Source organism: Streptomyces sp. NPDC005784 (assembly GCF_042871525.1).
Lineage (GTDB): Bacteria > Actinomycetota > Actinomycetes > Streptomycetales > Streptomycetaceae > Streptomyces.
The window spans coordinates 11,492-29,695 of record NZ_JBIAIQ010000064.1; the positions used below are offsets into that span (position 1 = coordinate 11,492).

Sequence of the window (18,204 nt, forward strand, 5' to 3'; positions counted from 1 at the left end):
TTCGCGTCGGCGTCGGGCCCCGCGGGGGGGCGGGGGGCGGGCCGGGGGCCCCCCCCCCGCCCCGGGGGGGGGGGGGGGGGGGGGGCCGCGCCCCCCCCCCCCGCCCCCCCCCCCCCGGGGGGTGGGGGGGTGCCCCCGCCACCGGGGTAGCGGCAGCTCATCGCGACGACCGCGATGGGTTCCTGCTCGCGCTCCTCGACCTCACGCAGCCGTCGCCGCGCCTCACGGAGGTCGGTCGTCGCCCGCTTGAGGTAATCGAGGTACTTCTCCTCGTTCACCATTACGCCATCCCCGTGGTCTTGGTCGGAATGCTCGCGCGGAGCAGGTGGGTCATCAGGAAAGTCATCAGGAAGGGGCCGCTGGAGGCCGCCCGGAGGGGGCCGGTGAGGACGGCCGGGTGCCGCCCCGTCACCGGGGGCCCGCTCACTGCCCGCCCCGGAGCCCGGCCGGCAGGCTGCCGGCCGGGCCGGTGCCGGTCAGGACAGGCCCAGTTCGTCGTCGAGCAGGTCGAAGATCTCGTCGGCCGTGGCGGACTCGATCGAGCGGTCCTGGGCATCGGTGTCCGGTGCACTGTGCGTTTCGTTCCACTTCGCCAGGAGGTCGCGCAGTCGGGCGGTGATGCCCGCGGCGTCCTCGTCGTCGGGGCCGACGCCCAACAGGATCGATTCGAGCCGGTCCAGCTCGGTGTGGACGGCCCGCCGGGGGGTGTCGTCCGTGCCCAGCCGCTCGCCGAGGTATCCGGCGAGCGCCTCCGGCGAGGGGTAGTCGAAGATCAGCGTGACCGGCAGGCGCAGCCCGCAGGCGGCGGTGAGCCGGTTGCGCAGGTCGACGGCGGTCAGCGAGTCGAAGCCGAGGTCGAGGAAGCCGCGCGCCGGGTCGACGTCGTCCGCGCTGGTGTGGCCGAGGACGCCGGCGACCTGGGTGCGCACCAGGTCCATGAGGGCCTGGGTGCGGTCGGTGACCGGCAGGGCGGCCAGCCGGTCCGCGAGGGAGCCGCCGGTCTCCGTGCCGGACCCGGTGCCGCTACGGGTCCCGGGGTCGGCGGCGGCCCGGCGCATCGGGAGGTGCACGAGGGAGCGCAGCAGCGGCGGCAGGGTGCCGTCGGCCGCCTGGGCGCGCAGGGCGGCTGGTTCGATCCGCATGGGCACCAGGACGGCGTCGTCCAGGGTGTGCGCAGTGTCGAAGAGGGCCAGTCCCTCCTCGGGCGCCAGAGCGGCCACTCCGGAGCGGGCCATGCGGGCCAGGTCGGCCTCGTCGAGGGCGCCGGCCATGCCGTCCTCGGCGGCCCACAGGCCCCAGGCCAGCGAGGTCGCGGTCAGTCCGCGGGCCCTGCGGTGCTGGGCGAGGGCGTCCAGGAAGCTGTTGGCCGCCGCGTAGTTGCCCTGCCCCGGTGCGCCGAAGCAGCCGGCGACCGAGGAGAAGAGCACGAACGCGCTCAGCTCGTGTCCTTCGGTCAGCTCGTGCAGGTTCCAGGCGGCGTCGAGCTTGGGCCGCAGCACGGTGTCCAGGCGCTCGGGGGTGAGCGAGTCGATGATGCCGTCGTCCAGGACGCCCGCGGTGTGCACCACCGCCGTCAGCGGGTGCTCGGCGGGGATGCCGGCGAGCACCGCCGCGAGCGCGTCCCGGTCGGCCGCGTCGCACGCGGCCCACGTGACCGATGCCCCCAACTCCGCGACACTGGCGGCGAGTTCGGACGCACCCGGGGCCTGCTCGCCCCGTCGGCTGAGCAGCAGCAGCCGGCGGGCGCCCCGTTCGGCCACCAGGTGGTGGGCGAAGATCCGGCCGAGGGTGCCGGTGGCCCCGGTGACCAGGACCGTGCCCTCGGGGTCGAGTGCGGGCGCCTTGTGGTCGGTGCGGGCCACGCGGCGCAGTCGGAAGGCGTGCGCTCGACCGGCCCGCAGGGCCAGCTGCGGCTCGTCGCCGGTCAGGGCGGCGGCCAGCGCTTCGGCGGAGGCGTCGGTGCCGTCGGTGTCGACGAGCACGAACCGGCCGGGGTTCTCCGACTGGGCGGTGCGCACCAGGCCCCACACCGGGGTGTGGACCAGGTCGGTGACGGGCTCGCCCGGTTCGGCGGCGACCGCGCCGCTCGTGAGCAGCACCAGTCGGGAGCCGTCGAGGCGTTCCTCGGCGAGCCACTGCTGGACGAGGTCGAGCGCGCCGTGCGCGGCGGCCCGGGCGGTGGCAGCCCGGCCGCTGGTGGTGACGGCGGGGGTGAGCGGGACGACGACGGTTTCGGGGACCGGGGCGCCCGCCGCCAGCGCGGCGCGCAGCGCGGCGAGGTCGGCGTGGGTCTCGACGGGCCGGTCGCCGGCGTGGAAGGCGCCCGGGTCCTCGCCGAGCACCGCCCAGCGCCCGTCGGTGGGCGCGGTCCCTGTGCCGGGCAGCGCGGCCCAGTCGACGGCGAACAGCGATTCGTGGTGGGCGGAGCGGCCCTCGCCGAGACCTCCGGCGGGCACCGGGCGCAGCACGAGCGAGCCGACGGTGGCGACGGGCGCGCCCGTGGGGTCGGCCAGGTCGAGTGCGACGCCGCCGTCCTCGGCGGCGGCCAGCCGCACGCGCAGCCCGGTCGCGCCGGTGGCGTACAGCCGTACGCCGGTCCAGGCGAAGGGCAGCCGGGCGCCCTCGGCGGGGGCGTCGGCGTTCGCGCCGGGGGTGGCCAGGCCCAGGGCGTGCAGGGCCGCGTCGAAGAGTGCGGGGTGCAGTCCGTAGGCGTCGGCGTCGGCCGCGTACGACGGGTCGAGCGCGACCTCGGCGAACACCTCCTCGCCGCGCCGCCAGGCCGCCCGCAGGCCCTGGAAGCCGGGACCGTAGCCGAGTCCGGCAAGGGCCGCGCCCGGGTAGAACCCGTCGACGGGCAGTTCCTCGGCGCCGGTCGGGGGCCACTGGCTGAGGTCCGCCGCGGGGGCCTCGGGGGCCTGCGCGGTCAGGACGCCGGCCGCGTGCCGGGTCCAGGGCTCCTCGGCGGGGCCGTCGGCGCGCCGGGAGTGCAGGGTCAGGGCGCGCCGCCCGGTGTCGTCGGCACCGGCCACGGCCAGCTGGAACTGCACGGCTCCCCGCTCGGGCAGGGTCAGCGGCGCCTCTACGGTGAGCTCGTCCAGTACGTCGCAGCCGACGTGGTCGCCGGCGCGCAGGGCCAGTTCCACGAGGGCCGTGCCGGGCAGCACCACGGTGTCGCCGACCGTGTGCTCGGCCAGCCAGGGCTGGACGGAGACGGCGAGCCGGCCGGTGAGCACCAGCCCGTCGGAGGCGGGCAGTTCGACGCTGGCGCCCAGCAGCGGGTGGTCCGCACCGTCCAGGCCGGCCGCCAGGACGTCCTCGACGGAGACGCCCACGTCCAGCCAGTAGCGCTTGCGCTGGAACGGGTAGGTGGGCAGCTCCACCCGGTGGGCGCCGGTGCCCGCGTAGTACGCGGTCCAGTCGACGGACGTGCCGTGGACGTGGGCGAGGGCCAGGGCGGTGGTGACGGTGTCGGCCTCGGGTCGGCCGGCGCGCAGCAGAGGCACGAACACCGCGCCGTCGCCGGTGACGCACTCCTGGGCGAGCGCGGACAGCACGCCGTCCGGGCCCAGTTCCAGATAGCTGGTGACGCCGGAATCCTCCAGGGCGCGCACGCCGTCGAGGAAACGGACGCTCTCGCGCACGTGGCGCACCCAGAAGTCGGGGTCGGTGAGCTCGTCGGTGACGAGGCCGCCGGTGAGGTTGGAGACGACGGGGACGACCGGGGTCTCGTACACGAGGCTCTCGGCGACCTTGCGGAAGTCGGCGAGCATGCCGTCCATCAGTGGCGAGTGGAAGGCGTGGCTGACGGTGAGGCGCTTGGACCTGCGGTCCTCGAACGATCCGGCGATCCTCTCCACCTCGTCCGGGTCACCCGCGATCACCACGGACCGCGGCCCGTTGACCGCCGCGACGCTCACGTTCTCCGTCAGCAGCGGCGCGACCTCGGCCTCGGTCGCCTGGATCGCGGTCATCGCGCCGCCCTCGGGCAGCGCCTGCATCAACCGGCCCCGCGCGGCGACGAGTTCGCAGGCGTCCTGCAGGGAGAGCACCCCGGCCAGGTGCGCGGCGACGATCTCGCCGATCGAGTGGCCGCAGAGCACGTCGGGCCGGACGCCCCACGCCTCGACGAGCCGGAACAGGGCCACCTCGATCGCGAACAGCGCGGGCTGCGCGTACTCCGTCCGGTTCAGAACCTCGGCGTCCTCGCCGAACAGCACGCTCTGGAGCGGCAGTTCGAGGTGGCGGTCGAGCTCGGCGCAGACCTCGTCCAGGGCACGGGCGAAGACCGGGTGGGCCGCGTACAGTTCGCGGCCCGCGCCCGGACGCTGGCTGCCCTGTCCGGTGAACAGGAAGGCGGTACGGCCCTCACGGGCGGTACCTCGCAGCACCCCGGGAGCCTGTTCGCCAAGCGCCAACGCACGCAATCCGGCCAGCAGTTCGTCCCGGTCGCCGGCGAGCAGCGCGGCACGCCGTTCCAGCGCGGAGCGGGTGGTGGCCAGGGACAGACCCAGGTCCACCGGCCGCAGCTCCGGATTCGCCTGTACGTGGGCGCCGAGCCTGCGGGCCTGGGCGCGCAGGGCGTCCTCGCCGCGCGCCGACACGACCAACGGCACCGTCTCCGGCGGCACAGTCACCGTCACCGGCGTGACTTGCCCGGTCGGCTCCGCCCCGGGAGCGGGAGCGGGATCGACCCCGGGGGCGGGATCCGGCTCGGGGGCCTGCTCGATGATGGCGTGCGCGTTGGTGCCGCTGATGCCGAAGGAGGACACGCCCGCGCGACGCGGCCGGCCGGTCTCGGGCCAGGCGACCTGTTCGGTGAGCAGCGAGACCGCGCCCGCCGACCAGTCCACGTGCGGGGTCGCCTCGTCCACGTGCAGGGTCTTGGGGACCACGCCGTGGCGCATCGCCATGACCATCTTGATGACACCGGCGACGCCCGAAGCGGCCTGCGTGTGGCCGAGGTTGGACTTCACCGAGCCCAGCAGCAGCGGCCGCTCGTCGGTGTGCTCCCGGCCGTACGTGGCGAGCAGCGCCTGCGCCTCGATGGGGTCGCCGAGCGTCGTACCCGTGCCGTGCGCCTCGACCACGTCGACCTCTCCGGCGCCCACGCCCGCGTTGGCGAGGGCGGCGCGGATGACCCGCTGTTGGGAGGGGCCGTTGGGGGCGGTGAGGCCGTTGGAGGCACCGTCCTGGTTGACGGCGGAGCCGCGCACGACGGCCAGGACCTGGTGGCCGTTGCGCCGGGCGTCGGACAGCCGCTCCAGCAGCAGCATGCCCGCGCCCTCGCCCCAGCCGGTGCCGTCGGCGGCGGCCGCGAAGGACTTGCAGCGCCCGTCGGCGGCGAGACCTCGCTGCCGGCTGAACTCGATGAAGGTGCCGGGTGTGAACATCACGGTGACACCGCCCGCGAGTGCCAGCGAGCACTCGCCGTTGCGCAGCGCCTGCGCGGCCAGGTGCAGCGCGACCAGCGAGGACGAGCAGGCCGTGTCGACGGTGACCGCCGGGCCCTCCAGGCCGAAGGTGTAGGAGACACGGCCGGAGACGATGCTGCTGGAGCTTCCGGTGCCGAGGTAGCCCTCGACGCCGTCCGGGACCGCGTGCAACCGGGCGCCGTAGTCGTGGTACATCACACCGGCGAAGACGCCGGTGCGGCTGCCGCGCACCGAGGAGGGGGCGATGCCGGCGCGCTCGAAGACCTCCCAGGTGGTCTCGAGCAGCAGCCGCTGCTGCGGGTCCATGGCGAGGGCCTCGCGCGGCGAGATGCCGAAGAAGTCCGCGTCGAACTCGGTGGCGTCGTGCAGGAATCCGCCGTCGCGGGCGTAGGAGGTGCCCTGGCTCTCCGGGTCCGGGTCGTACAGAGCCTCGGTGTCCCACCCGCGGTTCTCGGGCCAGCGGGTGATGCCGTCGGCGCCCGCCGTCAGCATCCGCCACAGATCTTCGGGGGCGCGTACGTCGCCGGGGTAGCGGCAGCTCATCGCGACGATGGCGATGGGCTCGTCGTCGGCCGGCGCGGCGGTCGCGGGCGCGGCCGGGGTGCCCTCGGCGGCGGTGCCGTCGCCGACGAGTTCGGTGCGCAGGTGCCGGGCGAGCGCGGCCGGTTCGGGGTGGTCGAAGACCAGGGTGGCGGGCAGCCTCAGCGCGGTCGCCGCGTTCATGCGGTTGCGCAGCTCGACGGCGGTCAGCGAGTCGAAGCCGAGCTCTTTGAAGGACCGGGACGACTCGACGGACCCGGCACCGGTGTGGCCGAGTACGGCCGCGACCTGGGCCCGGATGAGGTCCAGCAGCACCCGCTCCTGCTCGGCGGCCGGAAGGGCGGCCAGCCGGCCGCGCAGCTCGGGCTCGCCGGCCGCGCCCGCGGACTGGTCCACGGTGCGCCGGGCGACCCCGCGGACGAGTCCGCGCAGCAGGTGGGACAGGGTTCCGGCGGAGGCCTGGGCGCGCAGCGCCTCGGCGTCGACGCGCATCAAGGCGACGGCCGGCTCGTCCAGGGCCACTGCCGTGTCGAACAGCTCCAAGCCGTCCTCGGCCGTCAGCGGCGGCAGTCCGGCGCGGCGCATCCGGTTGACGTCGGCGGCGTCCAGGGCGCCTGCCATGCCGTCCGCGACGGCCCACAGGCCCCAGGCGGTGGCGGTGGCCGGCAGCCCGTGGGCGCGGCGGTGAGTGGCGAGGGCGTCCAGGTAGGCGTTGGCGGCCGCGTAGTTGGCCTGGCCCGGTCCGCCGAAAACGCCGGAGGTGGAGGAGAACAGCACGAACGCCGTCAGGTCCAGCTCGCGGGTCAGCTCGTGCAGGTTCCGGGCCGCGTCCACCTTGGGCCGCAGCACGGCGGAGAGCCGCTCGGGGGTGAGCCCGGTGAAAACACCGTCGTCCAGCACACCGGCGGTGTGCACCACGGCGGTCAGCGGGTTCTCGGCGGGGATGTCGGCGAGCACCGCGGCCAGTGCGTCGCGGTCCGCGACGTCACAGGCCGCCCAGGAGGCGGTCGCCCCCGACTCGGCCAGTTCGGCGACGAGTTCGGCGGCCCCGGGGGCCTCGGCCCCGCGCCGGGCCACGAGCAGCAGCCGCGTCACACCGTGGCGGGTCACCAGGTGCCGGGCCACCAGACCGCCCAGCGCGCCGGTGGCGCCGGTGACCAGGACGGTGCCGCCGGGCCCGAAGGCGGGCGTACGGGCGGGATCGGCGTGCTCGGGGTCGAGCGCGGCGACCCGGGACAGGCGCGGCACCAGCACCTCGCCGACGCGCAGCGCGAACCGCTCCTCGTCGGTGCCGAGCGCCACCCGCAGGGCCTCGCCCGCGGCGGCATCCGTGGCGTCCACGTCCACGAGGGCGATCCGGCCCGGGTTCTCGGTCTGCGCCGAGCGCAGCAGACCCCACACAGTGGCGGCGGCCGTGTCGATGACCTCGGCGTCGGGCCCGGTGGCGACCGCGCCCCGGGTGACGACCACCAGCCGGGAGTCGGCGAACCGGTCCTCGGCCAACCACCGCTGCACCAGGTCGAGCGCGGTGTGGGCGGCGGCATGCACGGCGGCCGGGTCGGCCGAGCCCGGCGCGAGCCCGACCACGACCTCGTCGGGCAGGGGCTCCCCCGCTTCCACGGCGGCGGCCAGGGTCGCCAGGTCCGTGTGTCGCGGCGCGTCCGGCAGCGCGATTCCGTCGGAGCCGAGCAGCGCGAACCGGGCGGCCACGGGCTCGCCGAGGCCGGCGGGCGTGGTCCACTCCTGGTGGAAGACCGCCTCGTGGTGCGTGGCTCGGGCGGCACGCAACTGGTCGGCGGAGACCGGGCGCAGCCCGAGCGACTCGACCAGCGCGACCGGGGCTCCGGCGGCGTCCGCGATCTCCAGGCGTACGCCCTCGGCGCCGGCCGGGGCGAGCCGGACGCGCAGCGCCGCGGCGCCCGCGGCGTGCAGGGACACCCCGCTCCAGGCGAACGGCAGTCGGCCCAGGCCGTCGTCGGCACCGACGCCGCTCAACCCGATGGTGTGCAGGGCCGCGTCCAGCAGCGCCGGGTGCAGACCGAACCGGCCCGCCTCCTCCTGCGCGCCTTCCGGCAGCCGCACCTCGGCGAAGACCTCGCCGTCACGCTGCCAGGCGGTGCGCAGGCCCCGGAACGTCGGCCCGTACGCGAACCCGATCGAGTCCAGCTCGTCGTAACGCTCCTGCAGCGGCACCTCGGTGGCTCCGGCCGGCGGCCAGGCCGACAGGTCGAAGCCGGCCGGGCCGCGCGCGCCCTCGGCGAGCACACCGGAGGCGTGCCGGGTCCACGGCTCCTCGGCCGCGAGCCCCTCGGCGCGGGAGTGCAGCGCGACCGGGCGGCGCCCGGAGGCGTCGGCGGCACCGACCCACACCCGCAGCTGGACTCCGCCGCGCGCGGGCAGCACCAGCGGGGCCTCCAGGGTCAGTTCCTCCAAGTGGTCGCAGCCCACCTGGTCACCGGCCCGAACCGCCAGCTCCACGAACGCCGTTCCCGGCAGCAGCACGCTCCCGAGGATCTCGTGGTCGGCCAGCCACGGGTGCGTGTCCAGGGCGAGGCGTCCGGCGAAGACCATGCCGTCGGACTCGGGCAGGGCCACGCCCGCACTCAGCAACGGGTGCCCGGTGTCCTCGAGACCGATCGCCTCGACGTCGCCCAGGTGGTACGCCGTCACGGCGGGCCAATAGCGCTGCCGCTGGAAGGCGTACGTGGGGAGGTCCACGCGGTGTGCACCCGTGCCGGCGAAGTACGCGGCCCAGTCGACGCGTGTGCCGTGGGTGTGGACTCGGGCGAGGGCGGTGGTAAGAGTGTCCGCCTCGTCGCGTCCGGCGCGGAGGACAGGAACGAAGACAGCGGCGTCGGCGTCGGCGTTCTCGACGCAGTCCTGGGCCATGGCGGACAGGACGCCGTCGGGGCCGAGTTCGAGGTATGTGGTGACACCGGCCGTCTCCAGGGCGCGGATGCCGTCGGCGAAGCGGACCGCTTCACGGACGTGACGCACCCAGAACTCGGGCTGCGTCAACTGCTCCGAAGCGAGAGCACCGCTCACATTCGAGATCACCGATATCTTCGGCAGCTCGTAGGTCAGCTCCTCGGCCACGGCACGGAAGTCGTCGAGCATGCCGTCCATGTGCGGCGAGTGGAAGGCGTGGCTCACGGTGAGGCGCTTGGACCTGCGGTCGCCGAACGATCCAGCGATCCTCTCGACCTCATCCGCGTCACCTGCGATGACCACCGACCGTGGGCCGTTGATCGCCGCGATGCTCGCCCGCTCCGACAGCAGCGGCGTGACCTCGGCCTCAGTGGCCTGGAGCGCGATCATCACCCCGCCCTCGGGCAGCGCCTGCATCAGCCGACCACGCGCCGACACCAGTCGGCACGCGTCCTCCAGCGAGAACACCCCAGCCACATACGCAGCCGCGATCTCACCGATCGAGTGCCCGGCAACAAAGTCCGGCTTCACACCCCACGACTCGAACAACCGGAACAACGCCACCTCGACCGCGAACAACGCAGGCTGCGCGAACTCCGTACGGTTCAACAACTCGGCGTCCTCGCCGAACAACACGTCCTTCAGCGGCACATCAACGTCGAGGTGCGCGCACACCGCGTCGAAGGCGTCGGCGAACACCGGGTACCCGGCATACAACTCACGCCCCATACCCAGCCGCTGACTCCCCTGCCCCGTGAACAGGAACGCGGTCTTCCCCGACAACGGCGAACCCGTCACCACCCCCGGCGCACCGGCGCCCTGCGCCAGACCGGCCAGACCGGCCAGCAGCCCCTCCCGATCACCAGCCACCACAACCGCACGACGCTCGAACACCGAACGCCCAGTCGCCAGCGAGAAGCCCAGACCGTTCAGGTCGGCGGCACGCAACCCGGGGCTGTCCGCCAGATGATCACGCAGCGCGGCCGCCTGACCGCACAGCGCCTCCGCGCTCCTCGCCGACAGCAGGAACGGCACCGGCCGCACCGGCAGAACCGGCCGCTCCGACACCGGCGACCCCGCCTCGGCCACCGGCTCCGGCGCCTGCTCCACGATCGTGTGTGCGTTCGTCCCACTGATACCGAAAGAAGAAATACCCGCACGACGCGGACGACCCGTCTCCGGCCACGCCACCGACTCGGTCAACAGCGAGATGTCACCGGCCGACCAGTCGACCTGCGACGTCGGCTCATCCACGTGCAGGGTCGGCGGCAGCACGCCATGCCGCATGGCGAGGACCATCTTCATGATGCCCGCGACACCGGCGGCGGCCTGGGTGTGGCCGAGGTTGGACTTGATGGAGCCGAGGTGGAGGGGTTGGCCCTCGGGCCGGTCCTGGCCGTACGTCGCCAGCAGGGCCTGGGCCTCGATCGGGTCGCCCAGCCGCGTACCCGTGCCGTGCGCCTCGACCGCGTCCACGTCGGACGAGGTGAGACCACCACTGGCCAACGCGGCGCGGATGACGCGCTGTTGGGACGGACCGTTGGGCGCGGTCAGACCATTGGAGGCACCGTCCTGGTTCACGGCCGAGCCCCGGACGAGGGCGAGCACGGGGTGGCCGTTGCGCCGGGCGTCGGACAGCCGCTCCACGAGCAGCATGCCGACCCCCTCGCCCCAGCCCGTGCCGTCGGCGGACGCGGCGAAGGCCTTGATGCGACCGTCCTCGGCCAGCCCGCGCTGGCGGCTGAAGTCGATGAAGGAGGCGGGGGTGGACATGACGGTCACACCGCCGGCGAGGGCCATGGAGCACTCGCCGTTGCGCAGCGCCTGGATCGCCCAGTGCAGCGCGACCAGCGAGGAGGAGCAGGCCGTGTCGACGGTGACCGCCGGACCCTCCAGGCCGAGCACGTAGGAGATGCGTCCGGAGACGACGCTGGCGGCGTTGCCGGTGCCGAGGAAGCCCTCGACGCCCTCGGGGGCGGCGAGGATGAGGTTGAGGTAGTCCTGGCCGTTGGTGCCGGTGAAGACGCCGATCTGCTCGCCGCGCACAGTGGCCGGATCGATGCCGGCGCGCTCGAACGCCTCCCAGGAGGTCTCCAGGAGCAGCCGCTGCTGCGGGTCCATGGCCAGCGCCTCGCGCGGCGAGATTCCGAAGAAGTCCGGGTCGAAGTCGGTGGCCCCGGCGAGGAAGCCGCCCTCGCGGACGTAGGTGGTGTTCTCGGTGGCGGATTCGGGGTCGTACAGCCCGTCGAGGTCCCAGCCGCGGTCGGTGGGGAAGCCGGAGACGGCGTCCCGGCCCTCGGCCAGGAGCCGCCACAGGTCCTCGGGGGTGGCCACGCCGCCGGGGAAGCGGCAGCTCATCGCGACGATGGCAATGGGGTCGTCGGCGACGGCGACCGGGGCCTGCGCGACGGCGGATCCGCCGTGCGTGCCGAGGAGTTCGCCCTGGAGGAAGGCGGCCAGGGCGTAGGCGTTCGGGTAGTCGAAGATCAGGGTGGCGGGGAGCGGCAGTCCGGTGCGGGAGGACAGCAGGTTGCGCATCTCCACGGCGGTCAGCGAGTCGAAGCCGAGGTCGCGGAAGGCGCTGGCGGGGTCCACGGACTGCGGTCCGGCGTGTCCGAGAACGACGGCGACCTGTGTGCGGACGAACTCCAGGGCCAGTTCGTCGCGTTCGCCGGCCGGTGCCTCGGCGAGGCGGCGCGCGAGGGTGTCGGCGGTCCCGCCGGCGTGGCCGGCCAACTCGCCGGTGGCGAGGGCCTGCACGGAGTCTGGCAGGTCGGCGATGAGCGGGCAGGGACGCACCGCGGTGAGGCCCGGGGCGAGCAGCGACCAGTCGAAGTCGGCGACGACGCAGGCCGTTTCGTCCAGGGCGAGGCTGGTGCGCAGCGCGTTCAGGGCGAGTTCGGGGGCGAGAACTGGCAGTCCGGCCTGGCGCAGACGCTCGGCGACGAGGTCGTCGGTGGCCATGCCGCCCTCGGCCCAGGCGCCCCAGGAGACGACGGTGGCGGGCAGGCCGTCGGCGCGGCGCTGCTCGGCGAGGGCGTCCAAGTAGGCGTTGGCGGCCGCGTAGTTGGCCTGGCCCGCGGCGCCGAGGACGCCGGCGACGGAGGAGAACAGCACGAAGGCGGACAGGTCCAGCTCGCGGGTCAGCTCGTGCAGGATCTGGGCGGCGTGTGCCTTGGGTCGCAGCACGCCGGCGAGGCGGTCGGGTGTCTGGGCGTCCAGGACGCCGTCGTCGAGGACGCCGGCGGCGTGCACGACGGTGGTGAGGGGATGCTCGGCGGGTATGCCGGCCAGCAGGGCGGCGACGGCGTCGCGGTCGGTGACGTCGCACGCGACGAAGGTCGCCTCGGCGCCCAACTCGGCCAGTTCTTGGGCGAGTTCCTCAGCGCCTTGGGCCTCGGGGCCGCGTCGGCCGACCAGGAGCAGCCGGTCGGCGCCCGCGCGGGCGAGCAGTCGGGCGACGTGTCGGCCGAGCGCTCCGGTGCCGCCGGTGACGAGGGCGGTGCCGCCGGTGGTCCACTCGGCGGGCCGCTCCTCGCGCGGGGCGCGGGCCAGTCGGCGTACGAAGGTGCCGGTGGAGCGTACGGCGAGGTGGTCCTCGTCGCCGAGACCGCCGAGCGCGTCGGCGAGCCGGCCTGCGGCTCGCTCGTCGGGCTGCTCGGGCAGATCGATCAACCCGCCCCATCGGGTGGGCAGTTCGAGTGCGGCGGTGCGACCGAGACCCCAGACGAGCGCCTGGGCGGGTGCGGCGACGCGGTCGGCGCGGCCGGTGGAGACGGCGCCGCGGGTGGCGGCCCACAGCGGTGCCTCGACACCCGCGTCGCCGAGGGCCTGGACGAGGGCGGTGGTGGCGGCGAACCCCGCGGGCAGCGCGCCGTCCACGGGGTGCGGGCGCTCGTCGAGGGCGAGCAGCGACAGCACTCCGGCGGGCGCCTCGGCGTCGGCGAGGAGCTCGCGCAGCCGGGCGGTGAGAGCGTCGCGGTCCTCGTCGGCGGCGTCCACGGTGACGGTGGTCACCTGGGCGCCGCGCGCGGCCAGGACACGGGCCGCGGCGCCGGCCCACGGGTCGTCGGCGTGTGCGGCGGGCACGACCAGCAGCCACTGTCCGGTGACGGGACCGGCGGCGGTGTCGGTGAGCGGCTTCCAGGTGACGCGGTAGCGCCAGCCGTCGACGGTGTCGCGGTCGCGGTTGCGGCGGTGCCAGGCGGACAGCGCGGGCAGCACGCCGCTGAGCGGTTCGTCGCCGGAGACACCGAGGGTGTCGGCGAAGCGCGCGAGGTCCGCGCTGTCGACAACCTCCCAGAACTTGGCGTCGGAGGCGGAGAGTTCGCCGCCCGCGACGGGGTCGGTGAAGTCGGTGAAGGGGTCGCGCGGCCAGTACAGCTCGCGCTGGAAGGCGTACGTGGGCAGTTCCACCCGGCGGGCCCCGGTGTCGCGGAAGCGGGCGGTCCAGTCCGGGGAGAGGCCGCGCACATGGGCGCCGGCCACGGCCGCGGCGAGCGACCACGCCTCGGGCCGGCCGGTGCGCAGCGCGGGCAGGAAGGCCGCGGCGCGCGGGCCGGTGGCGGTCAGGCAGTCCCGGCCGAGCCCGGACAGCACACCGCCGGGGCCGAGTTCGAGGTAGGCGGTGACGCCGCGGCTCTCCATCCAGCGGATGCCGTCGAGGAGGCGGACGGCCTCGCGGACGTGGCGCACCCAGAAGTCGGCCGAGCCCATCTCGTCGGAGACCAGGGCGCCGGTGAGGTTCGAGACGACCGGGATGCCCGGCGTTTCGTAGACCAGGCCCTCGGCGACGGTACGGAAGGCGCCGAGCATGCCGTCCATGTGCGGCGAGTGGAACGCGTGGCTGACCGTGAGGCGTTTGGACTTGCGGTCCTTGAACGCTCCTACGATCCTCTCGACCTCGGTGGCGTCACCGGAGAGGACCACGGACTGCGGGCCGTTGACGGCGGCGATGCCGACCCGCTCGGTCAGCAGCGGCGCGACCTCGTCCTCGGTCGCCTCCAGCGCGATCATGACCCCGCCCGCGGGCAGCGCCTGCATCAGCCGGCCGCGCGCCGAGACCAACGTGCACGCGTCGTCCAGCGAGAACACCCCGGCCACGTGGGCTGCAGTGATCTCGCCGATGGAGTGGCCCGCGAGGAAGTCGGGGCGCACGCCCCATGACTCCACCAGCCGGTACAGCGCCACCTCGACGGCAAAGAGCGCCGGCTGCGCGTATTCGGTGCGGTCCAGCAGCGCGGCGTCCGTACCGAAGAGCACGTCCTTGAGCGGGCGGGCGAGTTCGAGCCGGGCGCACACCGCGTCCAGCGCCTCGGCGAACACCGGGTAGGTCTCGTACAGTTCACGGCCCATGCCCAGGCGCTGGCTGCCCTGGCCGGTGAAGAGGACGGCGAGCTTGCCCTCGGTGGCGCTGCCCTCGAAGACGTCGGCGCAGGTCCGGCCCTCGGCGAGCGCGGACAGGCCGACGAGCAGACCGGCGCGGTCGTGGACGACGACGGCGGCGCGGTGGTCCAGTGCGGCGCGGGTGAGGGCCTGCGAGTACGCGAGGTCGGCGAGGGCGACGTCGGGGCGCTCCGTGAGGTGGGCGTGGAGGCGGGCGGCCTGGGCGCGCAGGGCGGCCTCGGTGCGGCCGGACAGCACCACGGGCAGCACACCCGCGCCGTCGGCCGCCGAGGCGTTCTGTGCGGTCTCCTCGGCCTCGGGGGCGCTCTCCAGGATGACGTGGGCGTTGGTGCCGCTCATGCCGAAGGAGGACACGCCGATGCGGCGCGGCCGGTCGTACGCGGGCCAGGGGCGGGCCTCGGTGAGCAGTTCGACGTTGCCCGCCGACCAGTCCACGTGCGGGGTGGGCTCGCTGACGTGCAGGGTGCGCGGCAGCATGCCGTTGCGCATGGCCATGACGCTCTTGATGACGCCGGCGACACCGGCGGCGGCCTGGGCGTGGCCGATGTTGGTCTTCAGTGAGCCCAGCCACAGCGGCCGGTCCTCGGGCCGGTCCTGGCCGTAGGTGGCGATCAGGGCCTGGGCCTCGATGGGGTCGCCCAGGCCGGTGCCGGTGCCGTGCGCCTCGACGGCGTCGACCTCGTCGGGGGTGAGGCGGGCGTTGGACAGCGCCTGGAGGATCACCCGCTGCTGGGAGGGGCCGTTGGGGGCGGTGAGGCCGTTGGAGGCGCCGTCCTGGTTGACGGCGGTGCCGCGCAGCACGGCGAGGACCGGGTGGCCCTTGCGGCGCGCGTCGGACAGCCGCTCCACGAGCAGGATGCCTACGCCCTCGGCGAGGCTGAAGCCGTCGGCGTCGGGCGAGAACGCCTTGCAGCGGCCGTCGGTCGCCAGGCCGCGCTGCTTGCTGTAGTCGATGAAGGTGCCGGGCGCGGCCATCAGCGTGGCGCCGCCGGCGAGGGCCATGGAGCACTCGCCGTTGCGCAGCGCCTGCACCGCCAGGTGGAGCGCCACCAGCGAGGAGGAGCAGGCGGTGTCCACGGTGACCGCGGGGCCCTCCAGGCCGAAGGTGTACGACAGCCGGCCGGAGGCGACACTGGCGGCGTTGCCGGTGCCGAGGTAGCCCTCGACGTTCTCCGAGGAGCTGAGCAGCGCGGTCAGGTAGTCGTGGCTGCTGGTGCCGACGAAGACACCGACCTGCTTGCCGCGCATCGCCGTCGGGTCGACGCCCGCGCGCTCGAACGCCTCCCAGGAGGTCTCCAGGAGCAGCCGCTGCTGCGGGTCCATGGCGAGCGCCTCGCGCGGCGAGATGCCGAACAGCGAGGGGTCGAAGCGCGCGAAGTCCCGTACGAAACCGCCTTGGTCGGCGTAGCTGGTGCCGGGGTGCTCGGGGTCCGGATGGTAGACGGTCTCCATGTCCCAGCCACGGTCGGCGGGGAACCCGGTGATCGCGTCGGCCTCGTCCTCCACGAGGCGCCACAACTCCTCGGGGGAGTCGATGCCGCCCGGGTACCGGCACGCCATTCCGACGACGGCAATGGGGTCCTGGTTCCTCGCCTCGACGTCGCGCAGCCGCTGACGCGTCTGGTGCAGGTCCGCCGTCACCAGCTTCAGGTAGTCCCGCAGCGTCTCTTCATTCGCCATTTGATGCAACCACCCATTTGCGGCAGACGGCATAGGAAACCGTTGTGCGAAAATCCAAGGAATTCAATTCGCGCCCGACCGGCCCGCCCCGCGGACGAATCGACTGCGCACTGCGAGGCTATTGAGCGCCCGATATCCCCCACAACCCCTAACTGCCCCCTACGCACCCCTGGGTGGAGGGGGCTTAGGGGGCAGTCGCACTACGGGAAAATACCTGGTGGCTGACCATCGTGACCAATATCGAGGTCGCCGTCAACACGCTTTCCCATTCCGAGTCCGAGCAATTTCTCCCGCATTTTCCGACACGGTACGGGCCAGGTGGGCCGGCTCCCCCGGGAAGAGAGCGGGCCCACCGGATCAGGCGCGGCCCAGACCCTTGTTGATGAACGCGAACAGCTCCTCGTCGCTGGCGTCCTGGAGCCGGTCCACGTCGTCCAGCACGTCGACCGGGGCGCTGTCGTCGGAGATCTCGTCACCGGACGCGGGGGCCGCCGGGTCCCCGGCGTCGTTCCACTTCGCCAGCAGCGACTGGAGCCGCATCGTCACCCGGGCCCGTACGACGTTGTCGGAGGTGCCGTGCTCCAGCACCGCCTCCAGTTTGTCCAGTTCCTCCAGCAGCGGGGCGCCGCCCGCCGCCGCGTCCGGCACGATCCCGGCCCGCAGGAAGGCCGCGACGGCGGCCGGCGTGGGGTGGTCGAAGACGAGGCTCGCGGGCAGCTTCAGCCCGCTGACCGCGCCGAGGCGATTGCGCAGGTCCACCGATGTGAGCGAGTCGAAGCCGAGCTCCTTGAAGGCCCGCCCCGCCTCGATCGACGACAGGTCGGAGTGGCCGAGGACGGCCGCCACGGCGGTGCGGACCAGTTCCAGGACGGTGCGCTCCTGCTCGGCCTCCGGCAGCCCGGCGAGCTGCTGGGCCAGCGGGATGCCACCGGCCAGCGCCTCGGCGGACTCCCGCTCGACGCTCTCGATCACCCGCCGCGCCTCCGGCAGTCCCAGGAGCAGCGGCCGGTCCCGGTCGGCGGTGAAGGCGAGCGTGAACCGCTTCCAGTCCATGTCCACGACGGTCAGCGTCGTCTCGTCCCGGTCAAGCGCGTGCTGGAGGCAGACCAGCGTCCGCTCCGGCGGCATCACCAGGATGCCGTGCCGGCGCATACGGTCGCCGGCCGCCCCGCCGTCGCCCGCCGCGCTGTCCCAGGGGCCCCAGGCGATCGAGGTCGCGGGCAGCCCCGCCGCGCGCCGGTGCTCGGCGAAGGCGTCCAGGAAGGCGTTGCCCGGCGCCTGATTGCCCTGACCGGGCGCGCCGAAGGTGGCGGCGAAGGAGGAGAACAGCACGAACGCCGACAGGTCGAGATCGCGGGTCAGCTCGTGCAGGTGGCGCGTGGCGTCCACCTTGAGCCGCAGCACCTCCCGCATCCGCTCGGGCGTCAGCGCCTCGACCACGCCGTCGTCCAGGACGGCGGCGGTGTGCACGACAGCCGTCAGCGGGTGCTCGGTGGGGATTCCCGCGATGAGCGCGGCCAGCGCCTCGCGGTCGGAGACGTCGCAGGCCGCCACGGTCACCTCGGCGCCGAGCGCGGTCAGTTCCTCGCGCAGCTCGGCCGCCCCGGGCGCCTCCGGCCCCCGCCGACTCGCCAGCACCAGGTGCGCGGCGCCCTTGCCTGCCAGCCAACGGGCTACCTGCGCGCCCAGCGTGCCCGTGCCGCCGGTGACGAGCGTGGTGCCCTGCGGCTTCCACTCCCGTACGGCCGGAACGTCGGCCAGCCGGGCCCGCACCAGCCGACGGCCGTAGAGGCCCGCCGGTCGCAGCGCCACCTGATCCTCGGCGCCGTCGCCCGCGAGCAGGCCCACCAGCCGGGCGAGCGTCCGCTCGTCGGCCTGGTCGGGCAGGTCCAGCAGACCGCCCCAGCGCCCGCCCTGCTCCATGGAGGCCACCCGGCCCATGCCCCACACCAGCGCCTGCTCGGGCTCGGCGAGCCGCTCGGCGGAGTTCACCGCGACCGCGCCCCGGGTCAGGCACCACAGCGGCGCGGCCACACCGGCGTCCCCGAGCGCCTGGAGCAGCGTCACCGCGTCGGTCAGCCCGCCACCGGGCAGCAGCAGGGCCCCGGCCACCGCGTCCGAGGCCTCGCGGATCCGGGCGGCGAGCTCATCGCGGCTTTCGCCGGCGACCGCGAGGGTACGGACCTCGGCGCCGTGCTCCGTGAGCGCGCCGGTGATC

The 18,204-nt window shown here is 74.4% G+C and carries 3 protein-coding genes; all 3 read right to left on the bottom strand.

Translation table 11 applies throughout. From position 1 onward, the window contains the following. The coding region (locus tag ACFYR3_RS43100) for a polyketide synthase docking domain-containing protein (RefSeq protein ID WP_389287773.1) at positions 1–281 on the bottom strand (281 nt) is incomplete at its 3' end. Positions 282–476: 195 nt separating this feature from the next. Further along, the gene (locus ACFYR3_RS43105; RefSeq protein ID WP_389287769.1) at positions 477–15,986 is read right to left on the bottom strand and encodes a type I polyketide synthase; all 15,510 of its coding nucleotides are present in this window, start codon (positions 15,984–15,986) and stop codon (positions 477–479) included. A 357-nt stretch (positions 15,987–16,343) separates the two neighbouring features. After that, positions 16,344–18,204: beta-ketoacyl reductase (locus ACFYR3_RS43110; RefSeq protein ID WP_389287771.1), on the bottom strand; the 1,861-nt coding region annotated here is incomplete at its 5' end.

What these genes read in the sequence shown, in the direction of transcription:
- ACFYR3_RS43105 (WP_389287769.1), bottom strand. Translation starts at nt 15,986, where the DNA reads ATGGCGAATGAAGAGACGCTGCGGGACTACCTGAAGCTGGTGACGGCG.